The following is a 23,847-nucleotide window of genomic DNA, read 5'->3' as shown; positions in this document are numbered from 1 at the left end:
ACAGAAAAGGAGGGCGGGGGATGGAAATTGTGACGCTACTTGCCCCCAGTGGAAAGCGGCGCGGGGGCGTCGTGGTTGCGGCCCAGGCGGTAGGCCAGGGCCAGGCGCAACGCGTAGTTTGAGCCGACCAAGTTGGAAAAGAGGTCGAAGCTGCCGGCGCTATTGCGGTAGCTCTGGCCATCGGCGCTGATGGTGGTGCGCCCGCTGCGCCAGCCCAGCGTCAGGTTGGGCAAAATGGTGGGCACGGCATATAGGTCGTTGGCACCCAAGTCGCCGGGTAGTGCGGCGCCCGTGCTGTTCACTCGGGCCTGAATGATACTGTTCAACTCATAGCCCATGCCCAGCATGAACTGCTTTTCGCGAGGCAGCGGAAAGTAGAAGCGCAGGCCCAGCCGAGCCGTGCCCAACAGCGCCCGATAGTCGACAGCGATGTACTGTGTCCCGGAGCTCGAATAGCCGTTGTAGTACAGCACTTGGTTGCTGTAGGGGCTCACGCTCAGCTCGCCATACACCGCCGCCGTGCGGCTGGGCTGAAACAGCTCCGCGTACAGGCCGCCAAAAGGCCTCACCCGGCAGTCGACGCAGGCCCCGTCGGTGAAACCCGTCATGTTTTCAATGCGGTTGTAGCGCGCGCCGGCCAGCACGCCGCCCTGCAGCGACATGCGGCGGCGCGGCCGGGCCGTGGCCAGCCAGCTGCGGCCGGTCTGCTTGGCCGGGCTGCACGCGGCGTTGTAGGCCTGCACCACCGCGGCCAGCCCGGCGGCCGTGAAGGGGGCCCGCTCGGCCGCCTGCGCGGCCGCCGGGCAGGGGCCAAAGTAGAGGGCCAGCAGGTTCTGGTAGTTGTTGCCGTCGGCCACTTCCCACGCGCCTTTCTGGTTCATGCGCAGGTATTTTCGGTCGCTCAGCTCCAGCACGGGCTGGTCGGGCGCGGTCACGTAGTAATGCACGGCGCCGGGCTGCACCACGCGCTGCAAGCCGGCCGGGCCGTCTACCAGCACCTCGGCCAGCAGGGAGTCCTGCTTCACGTCGAAGTAGTTGCCGCGCGGCAGTTTGGTCAGGTTGGTTTCGGCAGCGTGGTTGAGGGGCAGCACCTCGTACCGGAAATACCGGCCCTGCGCAAACACCACGGCCCGCAGCTGGCGCGGCTGAAAAAGCTGGCTGGGCGCGTCGGCCGCGGCCCGAAACCGAATAAAAGCGGGCGGCTCCAGCCAAAAGCCGTTTTCAAGCTCGCCCCGCAGCGTGTCGCCGGTGGCGCGCACCAGCAGGCCGGGCTCGTAGGCCTGGGCGCGGCCCTGAAAAGTGAAGCCGAAAAAAGCAGCAAACAAAGGCAGTAGCCGGCGCAGCATGGGGCAAAATGGTAGAATGAAGCCCCTAAAGTAACGGCAAATGCGTGGCCAGCTTCGTGCGCAGCAGCGCAATCAGCGCCGGGTCGCCAAACGGGTATTTGTCGGGAATGCGCAGCACCACGAGGGTTTTGCCGCGCAGCTCTTCGGCAAATTTCTCGCGCAGCCGGTCGGCGTGGCGGCGCTCCATCACGAAGACGGTTTCGGCCCAGCCCAGGTGCCCGGCCGTGACGCGCACCCGCGCGCCGGGCTCCGTGCCGGCCGAGCGGGCTTCGTAGTGAGAATGGTCGTCGAAAAGCCGCTCGGCCGTGAGGCTGCGCCACTTGTTCTGGCTGCAGATGAAAAGCAGGCGCATGGGACAGTTTGGCGGGGCTTGAAATCGAAATCGACTGTCATCCTGAGCGCAGCGAAGGACCTTCTCACGCCTGAAAATGCTGCCGTGAGAAGGTCCTTCGCTGCGCTCAGGATGACAGTTGGCGTTATTTACTTTATTCACTTACCGAATCAGGGCCACCTTCACTTTCTTGCCTTTCACCTTGGCGCCCTGCATGCGGGCCAGCACTTCTTCCGCCTGGGCCTCGGGCACGGCCACAAAGCTGTGGTGGTCGAACACCTCGATGCGGCCCACGGCGTCGCGCTCCAGCCCACCCACGCTCACGAAGGCGCCGGCCAGGTCGCCCCGGCTGATTTTCTCGCCCTTGCCGGCCGACACGTGCAGCGTAACAGTGCTGGGGCGCGGGGCTTTGGGCGCGGCGGCTGGCAATGCCGGCGGGCGCAAGCCAGCCCACTGCACGTTTTTGGCGGTGGGCCACTGCTGAATTTTCTGCTGCTCGGGCGGCGTCACTATGAGGTGGGCCGTGCCCACGGCGCCGGCGCGGGCCGTGCGGCCGGCGCGGTGCTGGAAGGTATCCGTCTCGTGCGGCGGGTCAAACTGCACCACGGTGTCGAGGTCGTTCACGTCGAGGCCGCGGGCGGCCACGTCGGTGGCCACCAGCACGGTGGCCGAGCCGTTGCGCAGCTTCATCATGGACTTGTCGCGCTCGGGCTGCAGCATTTTGCCGTGCAAGGCTTCGGCGGCCAAGCCCCGACCACGCAGGAAGCGGGTGAGCTCTTCCACCCGGTCGCGGGTGTTAGCAAATACCAGCGAGCGGCCCGCGTCGGGCTGCGAAATGAGATGGAACAGCGCGGCGGGTTTCTGGTCGGCGGCGCTTACCACGTGGCCGCGCAGCACCAGGCTCGCGGGCAGGGTGGTGGCGTTGGAGCCGCCCACGTTCATCACCCGGGGCCGGGTGAGATACTCGCGCACCAGGCCCAACACCTTATCCGGCATGGTGGCCGAGAACAGCAGCGTTTGCCGCCGCTGCGGCAGACGGCTGATGATGGTGGCCATTTCTTCCTGAAAGCCCAGTTCCAGCAGCTTGTCGGCTTCGTCCAGCACCAATACTTTTAGGCGGTTCGGGACGATGGTGCGACGCTCCAGGTGGTCGAGCATGCGGCCGGGGGTGGCCACCACCACGTGGGGCATTTGTTGCAGGCCTTTCACTTCCTCGCGCATGGCGTGGCCGCCGTAGTAGCCGGCCACGCGCAGGTTGGGCACGTGCTTGCCCAGGCGCTGCAGGGCATCGCGCACCTGCAGCACCAGCTCGCGGGCGGGCACCAGCACCAGGGCCTGCATGGTGGCCGACGTGGGGTCGACCTGCTGCAGCACGGCCAGACCGTAGGCGGCGGTTTTGCCCGAGCCGGTGGGCGCCTGCCCGGCCACGTCTTGGCCTTCCAGCGCCGGGGCCAGCACCAGCTGCTGCACAGGGGTGGGCTGGGTGAAATTCAGGTCGGCCACGCCCGCCAGCAGGGCAGGCGAGAGGGCGAAATCGGCGAATTGCAGGTCGGGCTTGGGGGAGGGCGCGGCTTGCGGGGCGGCGCCAGCGGCGGAGGTATCGGGGGTTTGCACGGGGCAAAGGTACGGCAGCGGAAAAGGCCGGTTAAGCAACCCGCACGTTCTGCCCCGTTGCCGCCTATGAGGAGGGCTCACTGCCTATCCAGGCAGGCACTCTTTTTTCTTAGTGTTCGTCCTCCACGTTCACCAGCCGGTAGCGCACGGCCGTCTTTTTGGGCCGAATGTCCAGCCCAATCCGGTGCGCGTAAGCTTTGGTAAATGCCGCCCCGAAATAGAATATCATGGCACAATAGAACACAAACAGCAGCACCAGCACCAGGCTGGAGGCCGGCCCGTAGACCGGGCCCAGGTCGCGGGCCACCAGCAACTGGCCCAGCACCACTTCGCCCAGGCTGATGAGCACGGCCGTGAGCGCTGCCCCGCGCGTAACGGCCCGCCAGGGCACTTTTGCCAGACTAAGTGTGCGAAACGTGACCCCGAACCACGCCGCCAGTATCAGCCACGCCACCAGCGCGTTCAGCACCCGCACCACGTAGTAAGCGAAGGTGGCATCGAAGTCCCGAATGCTCTCGGCAAACAATCCCAGGGCCGCATCGGAGGCAAAAGCCAGCAGCGACAGCACCGCCGTGGCCAGCAAAATGCCCGCCGAGCGCGCCCGCTCGCGCAGGGCCTGCGATACTTTGCCCGTGCCGCGCTTGGGGCGAATTTGCCAGAGTTGATTGAGCGAGTGCTGAATGATGGTGAACAGCGTGGTGGCCACAAACACCAGGAACGCAAAACCCGCCCACGTCACCCAGCGGCTGCGCTGCGGGTCGGCCACGTTCATCACAATCTGCGACACCAGCCCCGCCGCCGACGCGCCCAGCACCGTGCTGAGCTTGCTCAGCAGCAGCAGCCGCACCATGGAAGTAGAATAGAGCGAGCCCAGCACCGCAATGAGGATGATGAGGATAGGCGGCAGCGCAAACGACGTGAAAAACGCCGTGGCCGCCCCCAGCCGCAGCGGGTCGTTGGCGCCGAGCTCACGGCCCGCGCGGTGTAGCAAAATGGGCAGCTCGCGCCACCAGGGGCCCGGCAGCTCGGCCGGAGAACCTAACTTTGTCATAACGCCCAAAAGGCAACTTTCCGGGCGCCGCCGCTTGGCCAGCGCCTTCCGGCGAAGGTACGGGCTGCCGTATGGCCCGGTGCACGCGCCCGTTATTTTTCTTTATGCCCCTTCCCGAATCTTACCCCGAGCCCCACGCAGTGCCCGCGCGCTCGTGGTTCCGGCGCCGGGTGGTCGACCCACTTCTCGATCTGCTCAAGGCGGGCCTCTCGCCTCAGCAGTTGGCTCTTACCGTAGGCCTGGGCGTGGCCCTGGGGCTGATTCCGGCCCTGGGCACCACCACGCTGCTGAGTGCGGCCGTGGCCCTGCGCCTGCGCCTCAACGTGGCCGCCATGCAGCTGGCCGCCCACCTGATGAGTGCTTTTCAACTGGCGCTACTCATCCCACTGCTGCGGAACGGGGCCATCATCATGGGCCAAGGCGACAAAGTGGCGAACCTTACCGTGGCCAGCCTGCGCCAGCTCATCGCACACGAGGGCTGGGGGGCCGTGGGCAAGCTCCTGTGGCGGGCCGAGCTGGGCGCGCTGCTCATTTGGGCGCTGGCCTGCGTGCCGCTGGTGCTGGTGCTCTACTTCGTGCTGCGGGCCGTATTCGGCCGGGTGCTGGCTCGGCAACGTGCTTGATGACCGCTGAATTTGCGACAGCCCGACAACTAAAATGCTAGCAGGGCCTTGGCCTGCTCCTGCAGCAGCTGCCGCGACAGGTCGTGGTTGAGGCCGTCTTCGGCGTTCAGGTCTTGGTTGATGAAGGGCAGGCGCACGCGCTGGGGCAGCACCGAGGTGCCGAGGTACATCAGCACGTCGGTGAGGTGGGCCATGGCCAGCAGGCCGCCCTGCCCGCCGCTGCTCAGGCCCACCAGGGCTGCTTTTTTGCCTGCAATGCCGCCCGGATACGCCAGCCCGTCAATGAACGCTTTGAGCGCGCCGGGAAACGAGGCATTATATTCGGGGGTGATAATGACCAGCTTGTCGCTGGCATTGAGCATGGCGGCCAAGCGGTTGAATTCGGGGTTGGTGCCCACGTTGGCGTAGAGGGCCGTGGCCAGAAAGTCGGCCGGCAGCTCGGCCAAATCCAGAATCTGGCTTTCAGACCCGAGCCCGGCGAGCACGGTGCGGTAATAGTTGGCAATGCGGCGGGCGCGCGAGTTGGGCCGGTTGGTACCGGAGAGGAGCGTAATCAAAGCGAAATGGCAGGGCTGGCGAGGGATTGTGCAGTGCTAACCCGTTGGGCCGGCCAGAGGTTACGAACGGGCGGCAATTGTCCGCGCCGCGTGGCCCTTCCAAAGCCGGATTCAGTGCAGAAACGGCCTGCCCGCAGCAATGTCAGCCGGCGGCGGGGGTTGGGGGCGCCGTGCCGCCAGCCAGGCCACTGCGGCCAGGCACAGCGCAAACCATGCCCACGGCAGCCGCAAGTCCAGCACCGACAGCGCCCCGAACACCAGCGTGGTGCCAAAGCTGGCCAGGCCCTGAAAGGCCTGGTTCAGCCCGAAAATCTCGCCGCGGTCGGTATCGGTGGTGCGGCGGGCCAGCAGCCCTTCCAGCAGGCCCTGAATGAGCGAAAGCGTGAGGCAATCGAGGGTGACCAGGCCGTAGAGCGCCACGCGCGAGGTGCCCACTAGGCCGTAGCCGGCCAGCACCGGCGTGCCCAGCGCCGCCAGCCACACAATGGCCTGGCGCTGGTTGATGCGGTCGGCAAAGTAGGTGTAGAACACGTAATTAAGCCCTACGCTCAATGCTCCGAAAAACATGAAGAAGTAGGAGATGGCGCGCGCATCCATGCGCAGCGCACTCAGGCTGGCGAAGGGCACGAAATAGAAGTAGTAGCCCGTGCTGAGCGTGAGGGCCACCTGCGTGAGCACAATGCGCCGGATGCCGGGGTTGCTGGCATTCTTGGCGCTTAGCCGGGCCCAGAGCGTGAGCGGGTTGATGCTCCGGGCCAGCTCGGTGCGCAGCTCGGCGCCGCGCACGCCGTTGCGCTGCTGGTGGGTTTCGGGCAGGGCGAGAGCCAGCAGCACGTTGAGGGCGGCCAGGGCCAGGGCCAGGCGCACCACGTAGGTGGCCTGCTGGCCGGCGGGCACCTGCAGGGCCGTGAGCAGCAATCCCGCCGCCATGGGCCCGAGCACAAAGCCCAGCGAAATGATGGCGCCCTCGATGCCCAGGTTGCGAAACAGCCGCTCGGGCGCCGACGCGTCGGTGATGGCCGAGCGGGCCGTGGCGTACATGCCGTTGGTGAGGCCGTCGGACACGCGGTTGGCGAAGTACAAGCCCGCGCGCACGGGCAGCAGCAGGGCATTGGCCAGCAGCGTGCCCACCGCCGAAAGGATGAAGATGGGCCGGCGCCCGTAGCCGTCGCCCAACCGTCCCAGCAGCGGCGCCGAGAACAGCTGCACCCCCAGAAACAGCCCCGTGCCCACGCTCAGCCACAGCTGCGGCTGGTGCAGGCCGCGCACAAAATCGGGCAGCACCGGGCCCACGGCGGCACCCACCACTACGTCAACCAGAATCAGGGCGTACAGCAGCGGTAAGGTTCGGCGGGGGAGGGGCGGCATTGCCACAAAATAACGCCATTATTGGCCGTCGGCAGTACTTTCAAGATGAAGCGGCCGTATAGGACGGCCTTTGCGCGAAACTGATTTTGCCACTACGCCCGCCCAAAGCCACAGGAAACAGGTCCCTCGCTGCCGCAGTGGCCTTACTTTGTGCCGCAGGGCCTCCCGGCCACCCTGGATTATGAGTGAAGTATTGGTTGAGTCGCCGTTGCGGGTGTCGCCCACGCGGGCCCGCGTGGCCATTGCGTTGTTTTTCTTCGTGTCGGGGTTTGGGTTTGCCACCTGGGCCTCGCGCATTCCCGTCATTCAGCACCGCCTGGGGCTAAGCGCGGCCGAGCTGGGCGGCGTGCTGCTGGCCTTGCCGGCCGGCCTCATGCTCACGCTGCCCGTGACCGGGCAGCTGTTGCAGCGCTTCAGCAGCCGGCAGGTAATGCTGGTTGGGGCCGTGCTCTACAACCTGGCGTTGGGCCTGCTGGGGTTTGCGGCGCATACCTGGCAGCTGGCGGTGCTGCTGTTCTGCTTCGGGTGCTCGCGCAACCTGCTCAACCTGTCGGTGAACGCCCAATCGGTGGGCGTGCAAACGCTGTACAACCGTTCCATCATCGCCACGTTTCACGGCATCTGGAGCGTGGCGGGCTTTGCGGCGGCGGGGCTGGGGGCACTGCTCATTAGCCGCGACGTGAGCACCACCGTGCATTTCGCCGCCGTCTCCGTGGGCCTTACGGCGCTGGCCTTTGCCTTCTTTCCCCAAACGCTGGCCCTGCCGCCGGCTCCCGAAAAGAAGTCCTTCTTCACCTGGCCCGAGAAAACGGTGCTGAAATACGGCCTCATCACCTTCGCCTCCATGGCGTGCGAAGGCACGTTTTATGATTGGAGCGGCGTGTATTTCTCCCAAGCAGCCCACGCGCCCAAAGCCATTTCCGGCCTGGGCTTCACCCTCTACATGGTGGCCATGACGTCGGGCCGCTTCTTGGGCGACTGGCTGGTGGGTCGTTTCGGCATCAAGCAAATCCTGCAAGCCAGCGGCCTGCTCATGAGCACCGGGCTGCTGCTGGCCGCCGCTTTTCCCACGCCCGTGGTGGCGGGGCTGGGCTTCGTGCTGGGTGGGCTGGGCGTGTCGTGCGTGGTGCCTTTGGTGTTCAGCCTGGTGGGCCGCGCCAACCCCTTGAGCGCGGGCGCGGCCATTGCGTCGGTGTCGACGGTCAGCTACTTTGGCTTTCTGATGGTGCCGCCGCTGGTGGGCTTTGTGGCCAAGGCGGCGAGTTTGCGGTGGTCGTTCGCCCTGGTGTCGGTGCTGGGCCTGCTGGTGGTGTGGGTGGTGCCCAATCTGCGGGTAGAAGGGAAGAAGTAGGGTACAAAAAAAGCGCGACGGCTGCCCGTCGCGCTTTTTTATTGTCTGGTGCGAAGCTTTACGCCAGGTTGTTCGAAGTCGCCTTGGCGGCCAGGAACTCGCGGTTCAGAATGGCAATGTTTTCGAGCGAAATGCCCACCGGGCATTCCGCCGCGCACGAGCCGATGTTGGAGCAGGCGCCGAAGCCTTCCTTGTCCATCTGGGCAATCATGTTTTCGACGCGGGACTTGCGCTCCGGTTGGCCCTGCGGCAGCAACGCCAGCTGCGACACCTTGGCCGACACAAACAGCATGGCCGAAGCATTCTTGCAGGCCGCCACGCAGGCGCCGCACGAGATGCACGTAGCCGCCTCAAACGCACGGTCGGCAATTTCCTTCGGAATCGGAATCTCGTTGCCGTCGGGGGCGCCGCCGGTGTTCACGCTCACGTAGCCGCCGGCCTGAATGATGCGGTCAAACGCCGAACGGTCCACGCTCAGGTCTTTGTTGACCGGGAAAGCGTTGGCGCGCCAGGGCTCGATGGTGATGGTGTCGCCATCCGAGAACTTGCGCATGTGCAGCTGGCAGGTGGTGGTGCCCTTCTCGGGTCCGTGGCTACGGCCGTTGATGAACAGGTCGCACGAGCCGCAAATGCCCTCGCGGCAGTCGTGGTCGAACGCCACCGGGTCCTGGCCGGCGTGTAGCAAGTCCTCGTTCAGCACGTCGAGCATCTCCAGGAAGGACATGTCGGGCGAAATGTCTTTTACGTGGTACTCCACCATTTTCCCCTGGGCCTGGCGGTTGGGTTGCCGCCACACGTTCAGGGTCAGGTTCATCGGTTTAGCATTGGGGTTGGAACCGGCCATCTTTCTTTGAATATCTCGTTTGTCATCCTGAGCGCCGCGAAGGACCTTATCACGCCGGGGCTCGGTGGGGGTAGTAACTAAACTGGCGTCAGCGTGATAAGATGCTTCGCTGCAATCAGCATGACAGGGTATTACTTGTAGCTGCGCTGGGTGAGCTTCACGTTCTCAAACGTCAGCTCTTCCTTGTTGAGTTTCTCGGGCTGGTTTTCACCCTGGTATTCCCACGCTGCCACGTAGGCGTACTCGTCGTCGTTGCGCAGGGCCTCGCCTTCGGGGGTCTGGTACTCTTCGCGGAAGTGGCCGCCGCAGCTTTCGTTGCGGTTCAGGGCGTCGTCCACCATCAGCTCGCCCAGTTCCAGGAAGTCGGCCACGCGGCCGGCTTTCTCCAGGGCTTGGTTCATTTCCTCGCCCGAACCCACGATTTTCACGTCGCTCCAGAACTCCGAGCGCAGCTTCTGAATCTCGGCTTTGGCGTGGCGCAGGCCTTCGGCGTTGCGGGCCATGCCGCAATACTCCCACATGATGTGGCCCAGGGCCTTGTGGAACTGGTCGGGCGTGCGCGTGCCGTTGATGCTGAGCAGGCGCTCGGTGCGGGCCTGCACGTAGGCTTTCGACTCGGCAAAGGCCGGATGGTCGGTGCCCACGGGTTTGGGCGGCGTGCTGGCCAGGTAATCGCCAATGGTGTAGGGAATCACGAAGTAGCCGTCGGCCAGGCCCTGCATCAGCGCCGAGGCGCCGAGGCGGTTGGCGCCGTGGTCGGAGAAGTTGCACTCGCCGGTGGCGTAAAGGCCGGGCACGGTGGTTTGCAGGTTGTAGTCCACCCACAGGCCGCCCATGGTGTAGTGCACGGCGGGGTAGATGCGCATGGGCTGCTTGTACGGGTCTTCGTCGGTGATTTTCTCGTACATGGCAAACAGGTTGCCGTACTTCTGGCTCACCGCCTCAGCGCCCGTGCGCTTGATGATTTCGGAGAAGTCGAGGTACACGGCCAGTCCAGTGCTGCCCACGCCGCGACCTTCGTCGCACATCATTTTGGCGTTGCGCGAAGCCACGTCGCGCGGCACCAGGTTGCCGAAGGCAGGGTACTTACGCTCCAAGAAGTAGTCGCGGTCATCTTCGGCAATGTCCTGCGGCTTAATCTGGCCTTGGCGCACGCGCTCGGCCATTTCCACCGTTTTGGGCACCCATACCCGGCCGTCGTTGCGAAGCGACTCCGACATCAGCGTGAGCTTGGACTGGTAGTCGCCGCTCACCGGAATGCAGGTGGGGTGAATCTGGGTGAAGCAGGGGTTGGCGAAATAGGCGCCTTTCTTGTGGGCTCGCCAGGCGGCGGTCACGTTGCAGTATTTGGCGTTGGTGCTCAGGTAGAACACGTTGCCGTAGCCGCCGGTGGCCAGCACCACGGCGTGGGCCGCGTGGGTTTCAATCTCGCCCGTAATCAGGTTGCGCGTCACGATGCCGCGGGCCTGGCCGTCAATCACCACCACGTCGAGCATTTCCGAACGGGTGTACATCTTCACCTTGCCGTAGGCAATCTGGCGGCTCAGGGCCGAATAGGCACCCAGCAGCAGCTGCTGGCCCGTTTGGCCGCGGGCGTAGAACGTGCGGCTTACCTGGGCGCCGCCGAAAGAGCGGTTGGCCAGCAGGCCGCCGTATTCGCGGGCAAAGGGCACGCCCTGGGCCACGCATTGGTCGATGATGTTGACCGACACCTGGGCCAGGCGGTACACGTTGGCTTCGCGGGCGCGGTAGTCGCCGCCCTTGATGGTGTCGTAGAACAGGCGGAACACGGAGTCGCCGTCGTTCTGGTAGTTTTTAGCGGCGTTGATGCCTCCCTGCGCCGCAATGGAGTGCGCGCGGCGGGGCGAGTCGTGGTAGGTGAAGGCCTTCACGTTGTAGCCCAGCTCAGCCAGCGAGGCGGCTGCCGAAGCGCCGGCCAGGCCCGTGCCGACCACGATGATGTCGTACTTCCGCTTGTTGGCGGGGTTCACGAGCTTCACGTTGAACTTGTGCTTTTCCCACTTTTCGGCGAGGGGGCCTTCGGGTATTTTGGAATCCAACAGCATACTGGGAGCGGAGTGATGGAGTGACGTTTGGTAGTAGAACAGCTGAGCGACCAAGGTGTTGCGGCGCGCGGCGGGTTTCTACCGGCCAACCGAATTGCTTAGAAAGCCGACGCGACGGTGTGCACCAGGCTGGGGGCGTTGGCCGCCAGTTCGCCCTGGGCGTTGGTGAACAGGAAGAAGTAGAGCGGCATGGAGGCGAAGCCCGCCGACACCACCACGGCAAACACGTAGCCCACGTACTTGATGAGGGGCGTGTACTTGCGGTGGTTGAGGCCCAGCGTCTGGAAGCCGGAGCGGAAGCCGTGCCACAGGTGGTAGCCGAGGCTAATCTGGGCCAGCACGTAGAGCAGCACGTACCACCACACGTGGAAGGAGTCGACCACGGCCAGGTACAGGTTGTCGAGGTCGCGCACTTCGGGGTTGGCGCCGCCTACTTTGGGCAGGCCGCCAAAACGGGCGCGCCAGAAGAAGTTGTAGAGGTGTACCAGCAGGAAAATCAGGATGATGGTGCCCAGGATGCCCATGTTGCGCGAGGTCCACTCCGAGTTTTTCTCGGCGTGCCACTGCGCGTAGCCCTGCGTGCGGGCGGCCTTGTTGCGGCGGGTGAGCGCCCAGGCTTCGAAGATGTGGAAACCGAAGCCCAGCACCAGGCCCCACTCGATGGTGCGGATGACCGGGTTGGTGCCCATGAAGTGGGAATACGTGTTGAAAGCAGCGCCTTGGTCGTGCTTAAACAGCTGCAAATTACCGATGAGGTGAACGACCAGGAAGGTGCACAGGAACAGGCCCGTGACCGACATGATGATTTTCCGGCCGATGCTGCTGGTTAAGGTTTTTGTTATCCAACTCATATAGTAGCCAAACTGGGCAAGTGAAGAGGTGTGTTTTGAGGGCTCAAAGGTAGCCCCCGCCTGCTAACCGGGCAACGCGTGGGCTTTATTCTTGGCTGCGGGGCGTATTTCAATAAACTATGACCGGCGTGGTGAATCTATCCGCCGCCGGCATCGTTAACACGCACGGGCGCGGTGTGGTTTGCCAAGGCAGGGCAGCGTGGGATGGGCAGCAATCGTTGCCGCGCCGAGGCCAAGCTTCTTTTCTTTCGTTATCTGCTTTATATGACACAGTTTTTTCCGCTTCGAGTAAGGGCATGGGCGCCGGCGGCGCCGCTGCTGGTCATACTACTGGTGCTGGGCGGCTGGCCCCGCGCGGCGCAGGCTACTCACCTGCGCGCCGGCGACATTCAGGCCAAGGTGGACACCACCTCGCCGGGCAATCCGCGCCGCATCTTCTTCAAGATGATTTTGTACACCGACAATAGCTCGAGTGTGCCGGCCGACGTCGCCACGTTCTTCTTCGGTGACGGAACCTCGACGTGCAGCCCGGGAGTGCCGCGTTTTGGCGGCCGCCGGCCGGTGCCCGGCAACCCCGATACGAGCTACAATATTTTCTACTTCGAGCATACCTACCCCTCCAGCGGCAGCTTCACGGTGAGCTACATTGGCGAGAACCGGAACCCGGGGGTGCGGAACACCGATAACTCGGTGAACCAGACGTTCTACATCAGCACCACCTTCACTATCAATCCCTCGCTGGGCCGCAACCGCTCGCCCATTCTCACAGCCCCGGCCGTGGATAACGCGGCCATCAACCAGGTGTTTTTGCACAACCCGGGCGCTTATGATGCCGACGGCGATTCGCTGGCGTTTCACCTGCGGCCCAGCCAGCAGGTGCCGCTGGGCATTACGGGCACGCAGGGGGCGCCGTGCAGCGGCACGGGCACCAACAACCCCGCCGCGGTGCAGATTACCAATTTCCGCTACCCCAACGACCCGGCCATTGCGCCGGGGCCGGTGCAGGTGGCGTTTCCGGGCACGCCCACCGGGGTGCCGGGGGCGCCGGCCATATTCGTGCAAGACCCCTACACCGGGCAAATCACCTGGAACGCGCCCATCTCGCTCGGGCCCTACAACGTGGCCTTTGAGGTGGAAGAGTGGCGCCGCACGCCGCTGGGCCGCAGCAAAATCGGTTCGGTGATTCGTGACATGCAGATTATTGTGACGGCGGCTGCTAACCTGCGCCCGCTCATCACCGTGCCGGCCGACATCTGCGTGATTGCCGGCCAAACCGTGACCGGCAACGTGACCGCCGTGGACGTGGCTTCGGCTAGCGCCCCCCAAACGCCGATTACGCTGTTTGCTTATTCGGGCATTATTCCGCCGGCTTCTTTCCGCCAGACGCAAAGCGGCCCGCCTCAGGCCAGCGGCACGTTTACTTGGAATACCGATTGCAGCAACGTGGCCCGTCAGCCTTATCTGGTGGTATTTAAGGCCCAGGACAACCCCAGCCCGCCCTCGCCCTCCAATTCGCCCCTGATTGACGAGCGCGCCTGGCGCATCACGGTGGTGGGGCCGCCGCCCCAGAACCTGCGTGCCGCGCCGGCCACGGGCACCGCGGTGGCCAGCGCCACGCTCACCTGGAATCCTTACGTGTGCACCAACGCCTCCCAGATTTACATCTACCGCAAGGTGAACCCGTCGAGCTTCGTGCCCGGTCCCTGTGAAACGGGCATTCCGGCTTCGGCGGGCTATGTGCGCGTGGGTTCGGTGCCGGCCACGGCCACCGCCTTTACCGACAGCAACCTCGACGCCAACGGCAACCCGCAGGGCCTCGACCGGGGCCAGACGTATTGCTACCGCATCTACGCCGAGTTTCCGCTGCCGGCCGGCGGCTCCAGCATTGCCTCGCAGGAGGCCTGCGTGTCGTTTCAGGGCACCTCGGCGCGGCTGGTGAAGGTAGACGTGGAAAACACTTCGACCACCACCGGCCAGATTCAGGTGTGCTGGACGCGGCCGCGGCCGGTGGGCGGCGGCACCTTCGAGGGTACGCCCAGCTACGTGCTGTCGCGCGGGGCGGGGCTGGCACCTGCTGCGTTCACGCCCATTGCCACGCTCACTTCGCTGGTTGACACCTGCTACACCGATACCGGGCTGAACACCCAGGACCAGCCCTATACCTATAAGCTGGAGTTTGTGCGCACCTTCCCGGCCGGCGACCCCCGGCCCACGGCGCGCGAGGCCTCGCCCCCGGCCAGCAGCGTGCGCACCACCACGGCGCCCACCTCGGCCGCGGCCACGGCCGTGCGGGTCAGCTGGACGTACAGCGTGCCCTGGGACAACGCTTCCCGCCCGGCTGTGATATTCCGGCGTGCCGGCAGCACGGGGGCCTTCGTCCGCTTGGGCACGGCCCCCACCACGGCCACCGGCGGCACCTACACCGACAGCGACCCCGCACTGGTGAAAGGCCAAACCTATTGCTACTACGTGCAGACCGATGGCCAGTACGCGGGCGTGCCTTACCTCAGCTCGCTCATCAACCGCAGCCAGGTAAGCTGCCTCGTGCTCAGCAGCCCGCCGTGCACGCCCAAGCTCACGCTAGAGCCCACCAACTGCGACGAACTGGCCGCGCGCCCCAACTTCCCCACGGCCAGCGACCGGTACACCAACCGCCTGAACTGGACGCTGACCGACGTGCCGACCGGCTGCGACGCCACCGTGACCGGCTACCGGGTGTATTACCGGCCCACGCCCACCGGCGCCTTCACCTTCCTCGGCACCACCATCACGCCCAACTATGTGCATACTGACCTGGCCTTCAATGGCGGGTGCTACGCGGTGCAGGCCGTGGGCACGGGGGGCGTGCTGAGCGACACGAGCAACGTGGCCTGCCAAGACAACTGCTTGTTCTTCTCCCTGCCCAACATCTTCACCCCCAACGGCGACGCGCAGAACGCCGTGTTCCGGCCTCGCAGCAACTCGCCCGTGCGCAGCGTGCACTTCCAGGCCTTCAACCGCTGGGGCCGCAAAGTATTTGAGAACACCACCACGGCTAACGACCCCGTTCTCATCAACTGGAACGGCGGCGGGCCCGAACTGGAGTCGGGAGCGCCGACCGGCACCTCGCCCGGGGCGGGCAAGGCTGTATCGGAAGGCATTTACTATTACTTGGCCGAGGTGGAGTTTGCCGATTTCGCCAACACCAAGCGCACGTATAAGGGCTGGGTCGAAATTGTTCGGTAGACCCTGACCGGAAGCGTAGCAATCAAGCCCAAAAAGCCTTCTCTTCGAAAGGTCTTTTTGGGCTTGATTTTTGGGGCATTGCCCAGGGCACTTCGAGCGCGCAAGCACATTTTTGGGGCGCAGGCCCTACTTTGCCGAAACCTGGCGCCAAGCGTCGGGTTAGTGCTTTACTTTTTGTTACTCGGGGCCGCCGGGGGCGTGGCCGCGCTTCATCAGCTGGATTAGACATGCAAGCATTTTTCCTCTTCCGACCAGGTGCCGGCGCCCGTTTGCTGCTGCTGTTGCTGCTGGCCACGGCCGGGATGCTGGCCCGGCCCGAGGCCGCGCGGGCCAGCCACATTCGGGCCGGCGACATTCAGGCCAAAGTGGACACCACGGCGGCCCGCAACCCCCGCCGCATCTTCTTCAAAATGGTGCTGTACACCACCGAAAACTTGAGCAATCCCACGTCCGTGGTGGACGAAAACCAGGTCACCATTTTCTTTGGCGATGGCACGTCGAGCTGTTACAAGGGCGTGGACCGGGTGGGGGGACGCCGGCCGCTGCCGGGCCTTTCGGATACGAGCTACAACATCTACCTATTCGAGCACACCTTTCCCGCAGCCGGCCAATACACCATTAAGTACGTGGGGGAAAACCGGGTGGCCGGGGTGCTGAACATGACCGCCTCCGGCAACCAGTCGTTTTACATCAGCACCACCATTGAAATTGCGCCCGTTTACGCCGCAAACCGCACCCCCATTCTGACTGCTCCGGCTGTAGACAAAGCCGCCGTAAACCAAGTGTTCGTCCACAACCCCGGCGCGTACGACGCCGACGGTGACTCCTTGGTATACACCCTGCAGCCCAGCCAAAAGTCCACCTTGCTGGCCGATGCAATTGTGGGGCCGCCCTGCGCCGGCGCTACCGGCAACAACAACCCGCAGGTGAGCGACGTGCCGAACTTCCGCTACCCCAACGACCCCATCATCACGCAGCCAACCGTGCCCTATCAGGTGCCCTACAATGGCATTCCGGCCGGGCAACTACCTAATGTGCCGGCCATTTTTGAAATCAGCAACCGAAGGGCCAACCCCGGACAAATTACCTGGAATGCGCCCGTGCAGGCCGGTACCTACAACTTTGCTTTCCGGGTAGAAGAGCTGCGCCGCACGCCCCTGGGCTGGCGCAAGATAGGAGAGGTGGTGCGCGACATGCAGATTGTGGTCATCAACACCAACAACCTGCGGCCCATCCTGACGCTGCCGCCCGACCTGTGCGTGGTGGCCGGCCAAACCGTGACCGGCACCGTCACGGCCGTGGACGGGTCATCGAGCACCAGCGCCGCGCCCACGCCCATTGCGTTGTTCGCTTTTTCCGGCATCAGGCCGCCGGCTACGTTCTTCCAGACCCAGGCCGGGCCGCCGGTAGCCAGCGGCGTATTCACCTGGCGCACCGACTGCAGCAACGTGGCGCAGCAGCCTTACCTGGTGGTGTTTAAAGCCCAGGATACGCCGCCCGGCGCGCCCACGCCCACCAACCAGCCCCTGATTGACGAACAGGTGTGGAGCATTCGGGTGGTGGGGCCGCCGCCGCGCAACGTGCAGGCCGTGGCCAGCAGCACCACCGGGGGCCTCAACAGCACCACCCTGACCTGGGACCGGTACACGTGCACCAACGCGGCCAACATCTACGTGTACCGCAAGGTGGGCCCGGGCCCTGCGCCGGGCGCCTGCGAAACCGGCATTCCGGCTTCGTCGGGCTATGTGCGCATTGGCACCGTGTCGCCCGGCGCCACCACCTTCACCGATGACAACGCCGGGCGCGGCCTCGACCGGGGCCTGACGTACTGCTACCGTCTCTACGCCGACTTCCCGCTGCCCGCGGGCGGCGCCAGCCTGGCTTCGGACGAAGCCTGTGTGACTTTTGCCGGCCGCGCGGCCCAGCTGAAAAACGTGGACGTGGAAACCACCAGCGCCACCGCGGGGCAGATTGCGGTGCGCTGGACGCAGCCGCGTCCGGCCACGGGCGCGTCGTTTGCGGGCACGCCCAGCTTCGTGCTCTCGCGCGGCGAGGGACTGAACCCGGCCACGTTTGTGCCGGTGCGCACCTTCACCTCGCTCAACGACACGTCGTACGTCGACACCAACCTCAATACCCTGGACCGACAGTATAGCTACCGGCTGGAGTTTGTGCGCTCCTTCCCCAATGGCCAGCCCAGCATCACCGAAACCAGCGCGCCGGCCAGCAGCGTGCGCACCACCGTGCTGGCCGCCAATCCGCCCACGGCCTTCACGGTGAGTTGGACGCACAACGTGCCGTGGGACAACTCGGCCCGGCCCGTCCGAATTTTCCGCAAGCTCACGGGCAGTCCCACCTACGTGCAAGTGGCCACCGCCCCCACGGGCCTGAGCGGCGGCACCTACACCGACAGCGACCCCGCGTTGGTGAAAGGCCAGACCTACTGCTACTACGTGCAGACGGAGGGCCGCTACACCCTCACCGGCTTCCTGAGCTCGCTGCTCAACAAAAGCCAGGAGCAATGCCGCCCGCTGATTGCGCCGCCCTGCACGCCCGTGCTGAGTTTGAAAGCCACAAACTGCGACAGCCTGGCGGCGCTGCCTCAGTCCCCGGGCAGCCAAACCTACACCAACGCCCTGCGCTGGACCCTGGGCAACACCCCGGCCGGCTGCGACGCGGCGGTGGCCAGCTACCGCGTGTATTACCGCCCGGGCACCTCGGGCGCGTTTGCCCTCATCGGTACCACCAGCCAGACCACCTTCAACCACGGCAACCTGCCCAACTCCGGCGGGTGCTACGCGGTGCAGGCCGTGGCCGCCGGCGGCGCGGTGAGCGACACGAGCAACGTGGCCTGCCAGGAAAACTGCTTGTTCTTCCTGCTGCCCAACATCTTTACGCCTAACGGCGACGGGCAGAATGCCGTGTTCCGACCCAAGAATAACTCGCCCGTGCGTAGCGTGCACTTCCAGGCCTTCAACCGCTGGGGCCGAAAGGTTTTCGAAAACACGACTACGGCCGACGACCCCGCCCTCATCAACTGGGACGGCGGCGGGCCCATTAGCGGCGACGTTTCGGGCGGCAAGGACGGCAAAACCGCCGATGGCATCTACTACTACCTGGCCGAGGTAGAGTTTGCCGACGTGGCCAGCACCAAGCGCACCTACAAGGGCTGGGTGGAGATTGTGCGGTAACTGCCGTTGCCAGCGCGGCGCGCGGCGCCAAAGCATGCGGAGCGGGCCTAGGGGTCCGCTCCGTTTTTTTGGGGCAATGCGGGTTTTTGTGCAGCTTGCGCCCCCAATCCATTTTCCCTCCCTCAGCAACTCATTGCCATGAGCTCGACTTCCGCCATCGTATTCCCCGGCCAGGGCAGCCAGTTTCCGGGCATGGCCCGCGACTTGTTCGACCAAAGCCTCGACGCCCGCGCCCTGCTTACCCAAGCCAACGACCTGCTCGGCTTCAGCCTCACCGACATCATGTTCACGGGTTCGGAGGAGGACCTGCGCCGCACCGACGTCACCCAGCCCGCCATTTTTGTGCACTCGGTGGCCCAGTTTGTGGCCCGCCCCGAGCTGCGGCCCGCCATGACGGCCGGCCATTCGCTGGGTGAATTCTCGGCACTGGTGGCGGCCGGCGTGCTCAAGTTCGAAGACGCCCTGCCGCTGGTGGCCCGCCGCGCCCAGGCCATGCAGGCCGCCTGCGAAGAGCAGCCCGGCACCATGGCCGCCATTCTGGGCCTCGACGACGCGGTGGTGGAGCGCATCTGCCAGGAAATCACCGACGGCGGCCACGTGGTGGTGGCCGCCAACTACAACTGCCCCGGCCAGCTCGTCATCTCCGGCTCGGCCGAAGGCGTGGCCAAGGCCTGCGAAGCCCTGAAAGCCGCCGGGGCCAAGCGCGCCCTGCCGCTGCCGGTGGGCGGCGCCTTCCACTCGCCCCTCATGCAAAGCGCCGCCGCCGCCCTCGCCGAGGCCATCGAAAAAACCACTTTCCACGCGGCCAAGTGCCCCGTGTACCAAAACGTGGACGCTCTGCCGCACACCGACCCGGCCGAAATCAAAGCCAACCTGCTGGCCCAGCTCACGGCCCCCGTGCGCTGGACGCAGCTGGTGCAACGCATGGCCGCCGACGGCGCCACCGAATTCATCGAGTGCGGCCCCGGTAAGGTGCTGCAAGGCCTGGTGAAGAAAATTGTGCCCACGGCCACGATTGGCTAACCATCTGCTTTGCTCCCTGAAGCCCTGGCCCGGCCGCTGATTCGTTCAGCGGCCGGGCCAGGGCTTCACTGCTAAGGGGTCGGGGCAAATGGCCAGCAGCTCGGCGATGCTGGTGTGCCGCACCGGATGGAGCACACTACCCGCAATTTCGGCCAGCGGCACCAGTGCAAAGCGCCGCTCGGCCAGGCGCGGGTGCGGCACCGTCAGCGTTGGCGCGTCGATGATTTCGGGGCCATATAGCAGAATGTCCACGTCGAGGGTGCGGCTACCCCAGCGTTCGAGGCGCTGGCGGCCGGCGCGTTGCTCGGTGGCCAGGCAGTGGGCCAGCAGCTCGTGCGGCGTGAGCGTAGTGCGCACCGCCAGGGCCTGGTTGAGAAAAGCCGGCTGGTCTTCGCGGCCCCAGGCCGCGGTTTCGTACAGGGCCGAGCTCGCCATGAGTTCGCCGGCGGCCAAGGCCAGTTGCTCGCGGGCGGCGGCCAGCAGCGCGGCCCGGTCGCCGAGGTTGCTGCCGAGCAGGAGGTAGGCGGTGACGGCGGCGCTCACGTGGCGCGGAGGAAAAAATCAGCCGTTTGTTCGGCCACCAGGCGGGCCGGCTCGGGCAGCTGCTGGTGCGGCCAGGGGTGGGCGCCGCCAAACATGTGCGTGGCACCGGGCACGAGCAGCAGCTCGGCATCGGGCCGGAGCTGGTGCAGGGCGTGGGCGGCAGCCACGTTCACGGTTTCGTCTTCGTCGCCGTGCACCAGCAGCAGGGGCTGGCGCAGCTTGCGGCGCACGTTGTGGGCAATGTCGAGGCGCGGGCGGTTGGCGTGGTAGTCTTCTACTATCTGGTAGTGCATGGGCAGCTGCTGGCCCGTGCGGGTGTTGGGCACGTGCAGCACGCCGGTGCGCTGCCACTCATCAAATACGGCCTGGGGCCAGTGCGGGTGCACCTCCGCAATGGCGGCCCAGGTGGCCACGGCCCGCACGCGCGGGTCTTCGGCGGCCTTGAGCAATACCAGGCCGCCCCCGCGGCTGTGGCCCACCAGGACCAGGCGCGTGAGGTCCATTTCGGCGGCGGGCACGGGCGAGTGGCCGTCAAACAGCGCGTCGATGACCTGGCCGATGTCGTCGAGCTCTATGCTGAAGTTGTTGCGGGCAAATGCTTCCAAGTCTTCCAAATCGCCGGTGCCGCCCACCACCAGGCCGTTGTGCGACAGGTTGAGCTTCACGAACACGAAGCCGCGCTCAGCGAAGAAATCGGCCAGCCGTGGAAAGTGGCCCCAGTCCTTAAAGCCCTTGAAGCCATGCACAAACAACACCACGGGCTTGGGCTGGCCATCGGGCCGAAAGGTGGCGTCGGCCTCGAAAGGACGGCCGTGGCCGGTGCCGGTGAGCAAAAAAGAGGCGTGAGTGAGCATACAGCGAAGGTAGGGCCGGGGAGATGGGGAAATGGTGAGTGGGCGAGCCGCGCGCAAAATGACAAAACACTCTGGCCCGCGCCGCGGCTTACCCTGCTATTTCTGCCGTATCATTGTTGCCGAAATGCCCCAACAACCCACTTTCTCCCTCAACCAGATTCAGGCGCCCATTGCGGCCGAAATGGAAGAGTTTGAGCACAAGTTCCGCCAGTCGATGCGCACCAAAGTGCTGCTGCTCGACAAGATAATGGGCTACATCGTGAAGCGCAAGGGCAAGCAGATTCGGCCCATGTTCGTGTTTCTCACGGCCCGCGCCGCCCGCCCCGAACCCAACACCGGCGACCCGCTGCCCGATTCGTCCTTCCGCGGCGCGGCCCTCATCGAGCTGCTGCACACCGCCACGCTGGTGCACGACGACGTGGTGGACGAAAGCAACTACCGCCGCGGCTTCTTCTCCATCAATGCGCTGTGGAAGAACAAGATTGCCGTGCTGGTCGGTGATTATTTGCTCTCGCGCGGCCTGCTGCTGGGCCTGCAAAACGACGACTACGACCTGCTCAAAATCGTGAGCAACGCCGTGCGCGAGCTCAGCGAAGGCGAGCTGCTGCAAATCGAGAAAGCCCGGAAGCTCGACATCACCGAAGACGTGTATTTCGACATCATCCGGCAGAAAACGGCGTCGCTCATTGCCTCCTGCACGGCCGTGGGCGCGGCTTCGGTGGGGGCCGACAAGGAAACGATTGAGCGCGCTCGTTTATTCGGCGAAAAAGTCGGCATTGCGTTTCAGATAAAAGACGACTTGTTCGACTACGGCACCGCCGAAATCGGCAAGCCCGTGGGCATCGACATCAAAGAAAAGAAGATGACGCTGCCCCTGATTTATGCCCTGCAGCACGCCTCCTGGCTGGAAAAACGCAAGGTCATCTTCAACGTGAAAAACAACGAAGGCCACCGCGACCGGGTGCAGCAGGTGATTGAATTCGTGAAGAAATCGGGCGGGCTGGACTACGCCATCAACACGATGAAGCGGTATCGCGACGACGCCCTGGCCATCCTGCACACCTTCCCGGAGTCGCCGAGCCGCACGTCGCTGGAAGAGCTGATTAACTACACCATTGAGCGGGAGAAGTAGCGCGCGGCTGTCATTGCGAGGCGGAACCGGAGCAATCCGTCCTGTCAAAACCAGACACGCTCTTTCACCAGAAAGCCCCGGTACCGAAATGGTGCCGGGGCTTTTCACGTTTAGGGCTTTATCACAGTAGAAGGTGAGTCGCTGAGAACAAGACGGATTGCCGCGCTGCGCTCGCAATGACAGACGGCTATTTCGATTCCGCTACCTGGTAGCTCACCTGTTTCGCGTCGCTCACCTTGAAGGTCACGCCGTCGAAGGTGCTGTCGACTTCCAGCTGGTGGGTCATGTCGCAGCCGGGGCACTTGATTTCCTCGATTTCGTGGTTGTCGGCGTGCTCGGGCGAGTCGGCCTGGTCGTTGGGGGCGGGCACGCCGATGAGGTCGGTGAAGACTTCGGTGTTGCAGTGCTGGCACTCAAACTTGAGGCCCACGGCGCGGCCTTGCAAATCGGCGAGCGGGGCGGGCGTGCTGGGGTTTTGCTGAATCCACATAAGGGCAAGGGGGTTGGAGGAAAGAAAAGGCGGACGTGGGCCGGGGCCCGGTTGAGGTTTACGCGGCCGGGCCGAAAAAGTATGAAGTGGCCGCGGGCGGGTGGTATGTTTGAGTGGCCGGCGCGTGGCGGGCCCGAACAACATGAACATGGAAGCTTCCGAAAAAGCCGCGGCCGGCGCGTTTCAGCTGCCGCGGGTGCCGCGCTGGCGCTCGTTGCTGCGCTCGTTTGCGCTGGCCAAAGACCCCTTGCCCGTGCTGGACGCCACCCTGGCGCGCTTCGGCGACACCGTGCAGCTGTACATCGGCGGCGTGGAGAAAAGCATCCTCACCCGCGACCCCGGCCTGACGCAGCACATTCTGCAGAAAAACAACCGCAACTACGCCAAGTCGAAATTCACCCAGGGCTTTTCGCGCTACATCGGCCACGGCCTGCTCACCAACGACGGCCCCGACTGGCTGCGCCAGCGCCGGCTCATTCAGCCGGGCTTTCATCGGCAGCGGGTGGCGGGCCTCACCGGGCTGATGCAGGAAATAACCGCCGAAACCCTGGCGCCGCTGGTGGCCCGGGCCCGGCAGGCGGGCGGCGCCACCGCCGTGGAAGTGCACGAGCTGATGACGCGCCTGACCTTTCGCATCATTGCCCGCTCGGTGTTCAGCACCAACTTTCCGGAGGCGGAGCTCGACCGCCTGGCCCGGCTCATCACCGAGATTCAGGCGTTTTTTGTGCGCACCATCCGGCAGCCCTACCTCAACCCGTGGTTTCGGCTGCGGGGCCGGTTCCGGTACCACGACGCGCTGGCCGCCGAGCTGCGCGCCTTATTGGGCCGCCTCATTGCCGAGCGCCAGCAGGCCAACGCCCAGCCCGGTGCTACTCCGCCCGACGACCTGCTGCAAATGCTGCTCGACGTGCGCTACGAAGACACCGGCGAGCCCATGACGCCCGACCGCGTGCTCGACGAGGCCCTCATCCTGCTCGTGGCCGGCCACGAAACCAGCGCCAACGCCCTCACTTGGCTCACCTACCTGCTGGCCCACCATCCGGCCGAAGCCGTGGCCATTCGCGCCCAGGCCGACGCCGTGCTGGCCGGCCGCGCGCCCGCCTTCGACGACCTGCCGCGCCTGGGCCAGGCCTTGTGGGCCGTGCAGGAAACCATGCGCCACTACCCGCCCGCCTGGATGGTGGACCGCGTGGCCCTGGCCGACGACGAGTACCAGGGCCTGCGCATCCCCAAAGGCACGCTGTTTTCGCTCTACTTCCACGGCCTGCACCACGACGCCAAGTATTGGGACGCGCCCGAGGAGTTTCGGCCCCGCCGCTTTGCGCCGGGACAGGCGCGGCCGGTGCAGCCGTTTGCCTACGTGCCCTTCGGCGGCGGGCCGCGCCTG

19 protein-coding genes are annotated in these 23,847 nt (G+C 65.0%); 7 read left to right on the top strand and 12 right to left on the bottom strand.

Annotated elements, in window-relative coordinates; translation table 11 throughout:
- Positions 1–35: 35 nt before the first annotated feature.
- The 4 genes from JAO73_RS14780 to JAO73_RS14765 all read right to left on the bottom strand — a co-directional run bounded on the left by JAO73_RS14780 (position 36) and on the right by JAO73_RS14765 (position 4,342).
- Positions 36–1,346: a hypothetical protein gene (locus JAO73_RS14780; protein ID WP_198977834.1), complete on the bottom strand. Its 1,311-nt coding sequence runs from the start codon at positions 1,344–1,346 to the stop codon at positions 36–38.
- Positions 1,347–1,371: 25 nt separating this feature from the next.
- Complete coding sequence (locus tag JAO73_RS14775; protein WP_198977833.1) at positions 1,372–1,698, bottom strand: low molecular weight protein tyrosine phosphatase family protein; 327 nt, start codon at positions 1,696–1,698, stop codon at positions 1,372–1,374.
- Positions 1,699–1,839: 141 nt separating this feature from the next.
- On the bottom strand, positions 1,840–3,291 hold the full coding sequence (locus JAO73_RS14770; RefSeq protein ID WP_198977832.1) for a DEAD/DEAH box helicase: 1,452 nt from the start codon (positions 3,289–3,291) through the stop codon (positions 1,840–1,842).
- Positions 3,292–3,400: 109 nt separating this feature from the next.
- Positions 3,401–4,342: a YihY/virulence factor BrkB family protein gene (locus JAO73_RS14765; RefSeq protein WP_198977831.1), complete on the bottom strand. Its 942-nt coding sequence runs from the start codon at positions 4,340–4,342 to the stop codon at positions 3,401–3,403.
- 104 nt (positions 4,343–4,446) lie between these two features.
- Between JAO73_RS14765 and JAO73_RS14760 the strand changes: the two genes are divergently transcribed.
- Entirely contained in the window at positions 4,447–4,965 is a 519-nt protein-coding gene (locus JAO73_RS14760; RefSeq protein WP_198977830.1) for a DUF2062 domain-containing protein, read from the top strand.
- 29 nt (positions 4,966–4,994) lie between these two features.
- Here JAO73_RS14760 and JAO73_RS14755 read toward each other — a convergent pair whose 3' ends face one another.
- On the bottom strand, positions 4,995–5,522 hold the full coding sequence (locus tag JAO73_RS14755; protein WP_198977829.1) for an NADPH-dependent FMN reductase: 528 nt from the start codon (positions 5,520–5,522) through the stop codon (positions 4,995–4,997).
- Between the two features lie 111 nt (positions 5,523–5,633).
- Positions 5,634–6,890: an MFS transporter gene (locus JAO73_RS14750; RefSeq protein WP_198977828.1), complete on the bottom strand. Its 1,257-nt coding sequence runs from the start codon at positions 6,888–6,890 to the stop codon at positions 5,634–5,636.
- Between the two features lie 181 nt (positions 6,891–7,071).
- Between JAO73_RS14750 and JAO73_RS14745 the strand changes: the two genes are divergently transcribed.
- Entirely contained in the window at positions 7,072–8,241 is a 1,170-nt protein-coding gene (locus JAO73_RS14745) for an MFS transporter (RefSeq protein WP_198977827.1), read from the top strand.
- Positions 8,242–8,299: 58 nt separating this feature from the next.
- Here JAO73_RS14745 and JAO73_RS14740 read toward each other — a convergent pair whose 3' ends face one another.
- The 3 genes from JAO73_RS14740 to JAO73_RS14730 all read right to left on the bottom strand — a co-directional run bounded on the left by JAO73_RS14740 (position 8,300) and on the right by JAO73_RS14730 (position 12,002).
- On the bottom strand, positions 8,300–9,055 hold the full coding sequence (locus JAO73_RS14740; RefSeq protein WP_190923638.1) for a succinate dehydrogenase/fumarate reductase iron-sulfur subunit: 756 nt from the start codon (positions 9,053–9,055) through the stop codon (positions 8,300–8,302).
- 161 nt (positions 9,056–9,216) lie between these two features.
- Positions 9,217–11,151 (bottom strand): fumarate reductase/succinate dehydrogenase flavoprotein subunit, encoded by a 1,935-nt coding sequence (locus JAO73_RS14735; protein ID WP_198977826.1) that lies wholly within the window; start codon positions 11,149–11,151, stop codon positions 9,217–9,219.
- 98 nt (positions 11,152–11,249) lie between these two features.
- A complete protein-coding gene (locus JAO73_RS14730; protein ID WP_198977825.1) occupies positions 11,250–12,002 on the bottom strand; it encodes a succinate dehydrogenase cytochrome b subunit in 753 nt (250 codons plus the stop codon).
- A 264-nt stretch (positions 12,003–12,266) separates the two neighbouring features.
- On the opposite strand from JAO73_RS14730, the gene JAO73_RS14725 reads away from it, so the two are divergent.
- From JAO73_RS14725 to fabD, 3 genes are all read left to right on the top strand, one after another.
- Positions 12,267–15,227 (top strand): T9SS type B sorting domain-containing protein, encoded by a 2,961-nt coding sequence (locus JAO73_RS14725; protein WP_198977824.1) that lies wholly within the window; start codon positions 12,267–12,269, stop codon positions 15,225–15,227.
- Between the two features lie 227 nt (positions 15,228–15,454).
- Positions 15,455–18,418, top strand: coding sequence for a T9SS type B sorting domain-containing protein (locus JAO73_RS14720; RefSeq protein ID WP_198977823.1), 2,964 nt, complete (start codon positions 15,455–15,457; stop codon positions 18,416–18,418).
- 138 nt (positions 18,419–18,556) lie between these two features.
- Positions 18,557–19,441: an ACP S-malonyltransferase gene (gene fabD, locus JAO73_RS14715; RefSeq protein WP_198977822.1), complete on the top strand. Its 885-nt coding sequence runs from the start codon at positions 18,557–18,559 to the stop codon at positions 19,439–19,441.
- A 45-nt stretch (positions 19,442–19,486) separates the two neighbouring features.
- On the opposite strand, the gene folK is transcribed toward fabD, so the two are convergent.
- Both folK and JAO73_RS14705 read right to left on the bottom strand, forming a co-directional pair.
- Positions 19,487–19,984, bottom strand: coding sequence for a 2-amino-4-hydroxy-6-hydroxymethyldihydropteridine diphosphokinase (gene folK / locus JAO73_RS14710; protein ID WP_198977821.1), 498 nt, complete (start codon positions 19,982–19,984; stop codon positions 19,487–19,489).
- Complete coding sequence (locus tag JAO73_RS14705; protein ID WP_198977820.1) at positions 19,981–20,838, bottom strand: alpha/beta hydrolase family protein; 858 nt, start codon at positions 20,836–20,838, stop codon at positions 19,981–19,983. Before JAO73_RS14705 ends, folK begins: the two co-directional genes overlap by 4 nt.
- Before the next feature lie 124 nt (positions 20,839–20,962).
- Between JAO73_RS14705 and JAO73_RS14700 the strand changes: the two genes are divergently transcribed.
- On the top strand, positions 20,963–21,970 hold the full coding sequence (locus JAO73_RS14700; protein WP_233169218.1) for a polyprenyl synthetase family protein: 1,008 nt from the start codon (positions 20,963–20,965) through the stop codon (positions 21,968–21,970).
- A gap of 187 nt (positions 21,971–22,157) precedes the next feature.
- Here the strand turns inward: JAO73_RS14700 and JAO73_RS14695 are convergent, their stop codons facing one another.
- Positions 22,158–22,460, bottom strand: coding sequence for a hypothetical protein (locus JAO73_RS14695; RefSeq protein ID WP_190923663.1), 303 nt, complete (start codon positions 22,458–22,460; stop codon positions 22,158–22,160).
- A 148-nt stretch (positions 22,461–22,608) separates the two neighbouring features.
- Here JAO73_RS14695 and JAO73_RS14690 point away from each other — a divergent pair.
- Positions 22,609–23,847, top strand: a 1,239-nt coding sequence (locus JAO73_RS14690) for a cytochrome P450 (protein WP_198977819.1), incomplete at its 3' end; no start/stop codon positions are given.

It is taken from the genome of Hymenobacter miniatus (genome assembly GCF_016427455.1).
Taxonomy (GTDB): domain Bacteria; phylum Bacteroidota; class Bacteroidia; order Cytophagales; family Hymenobacteraceae; genus Hymenobacter; species Hymenobacter armeniacus.
Note: the sequence above shows the minus strand (reverse complement) of the source record. Positions and strands in the feature narration are given on the sequence as shown.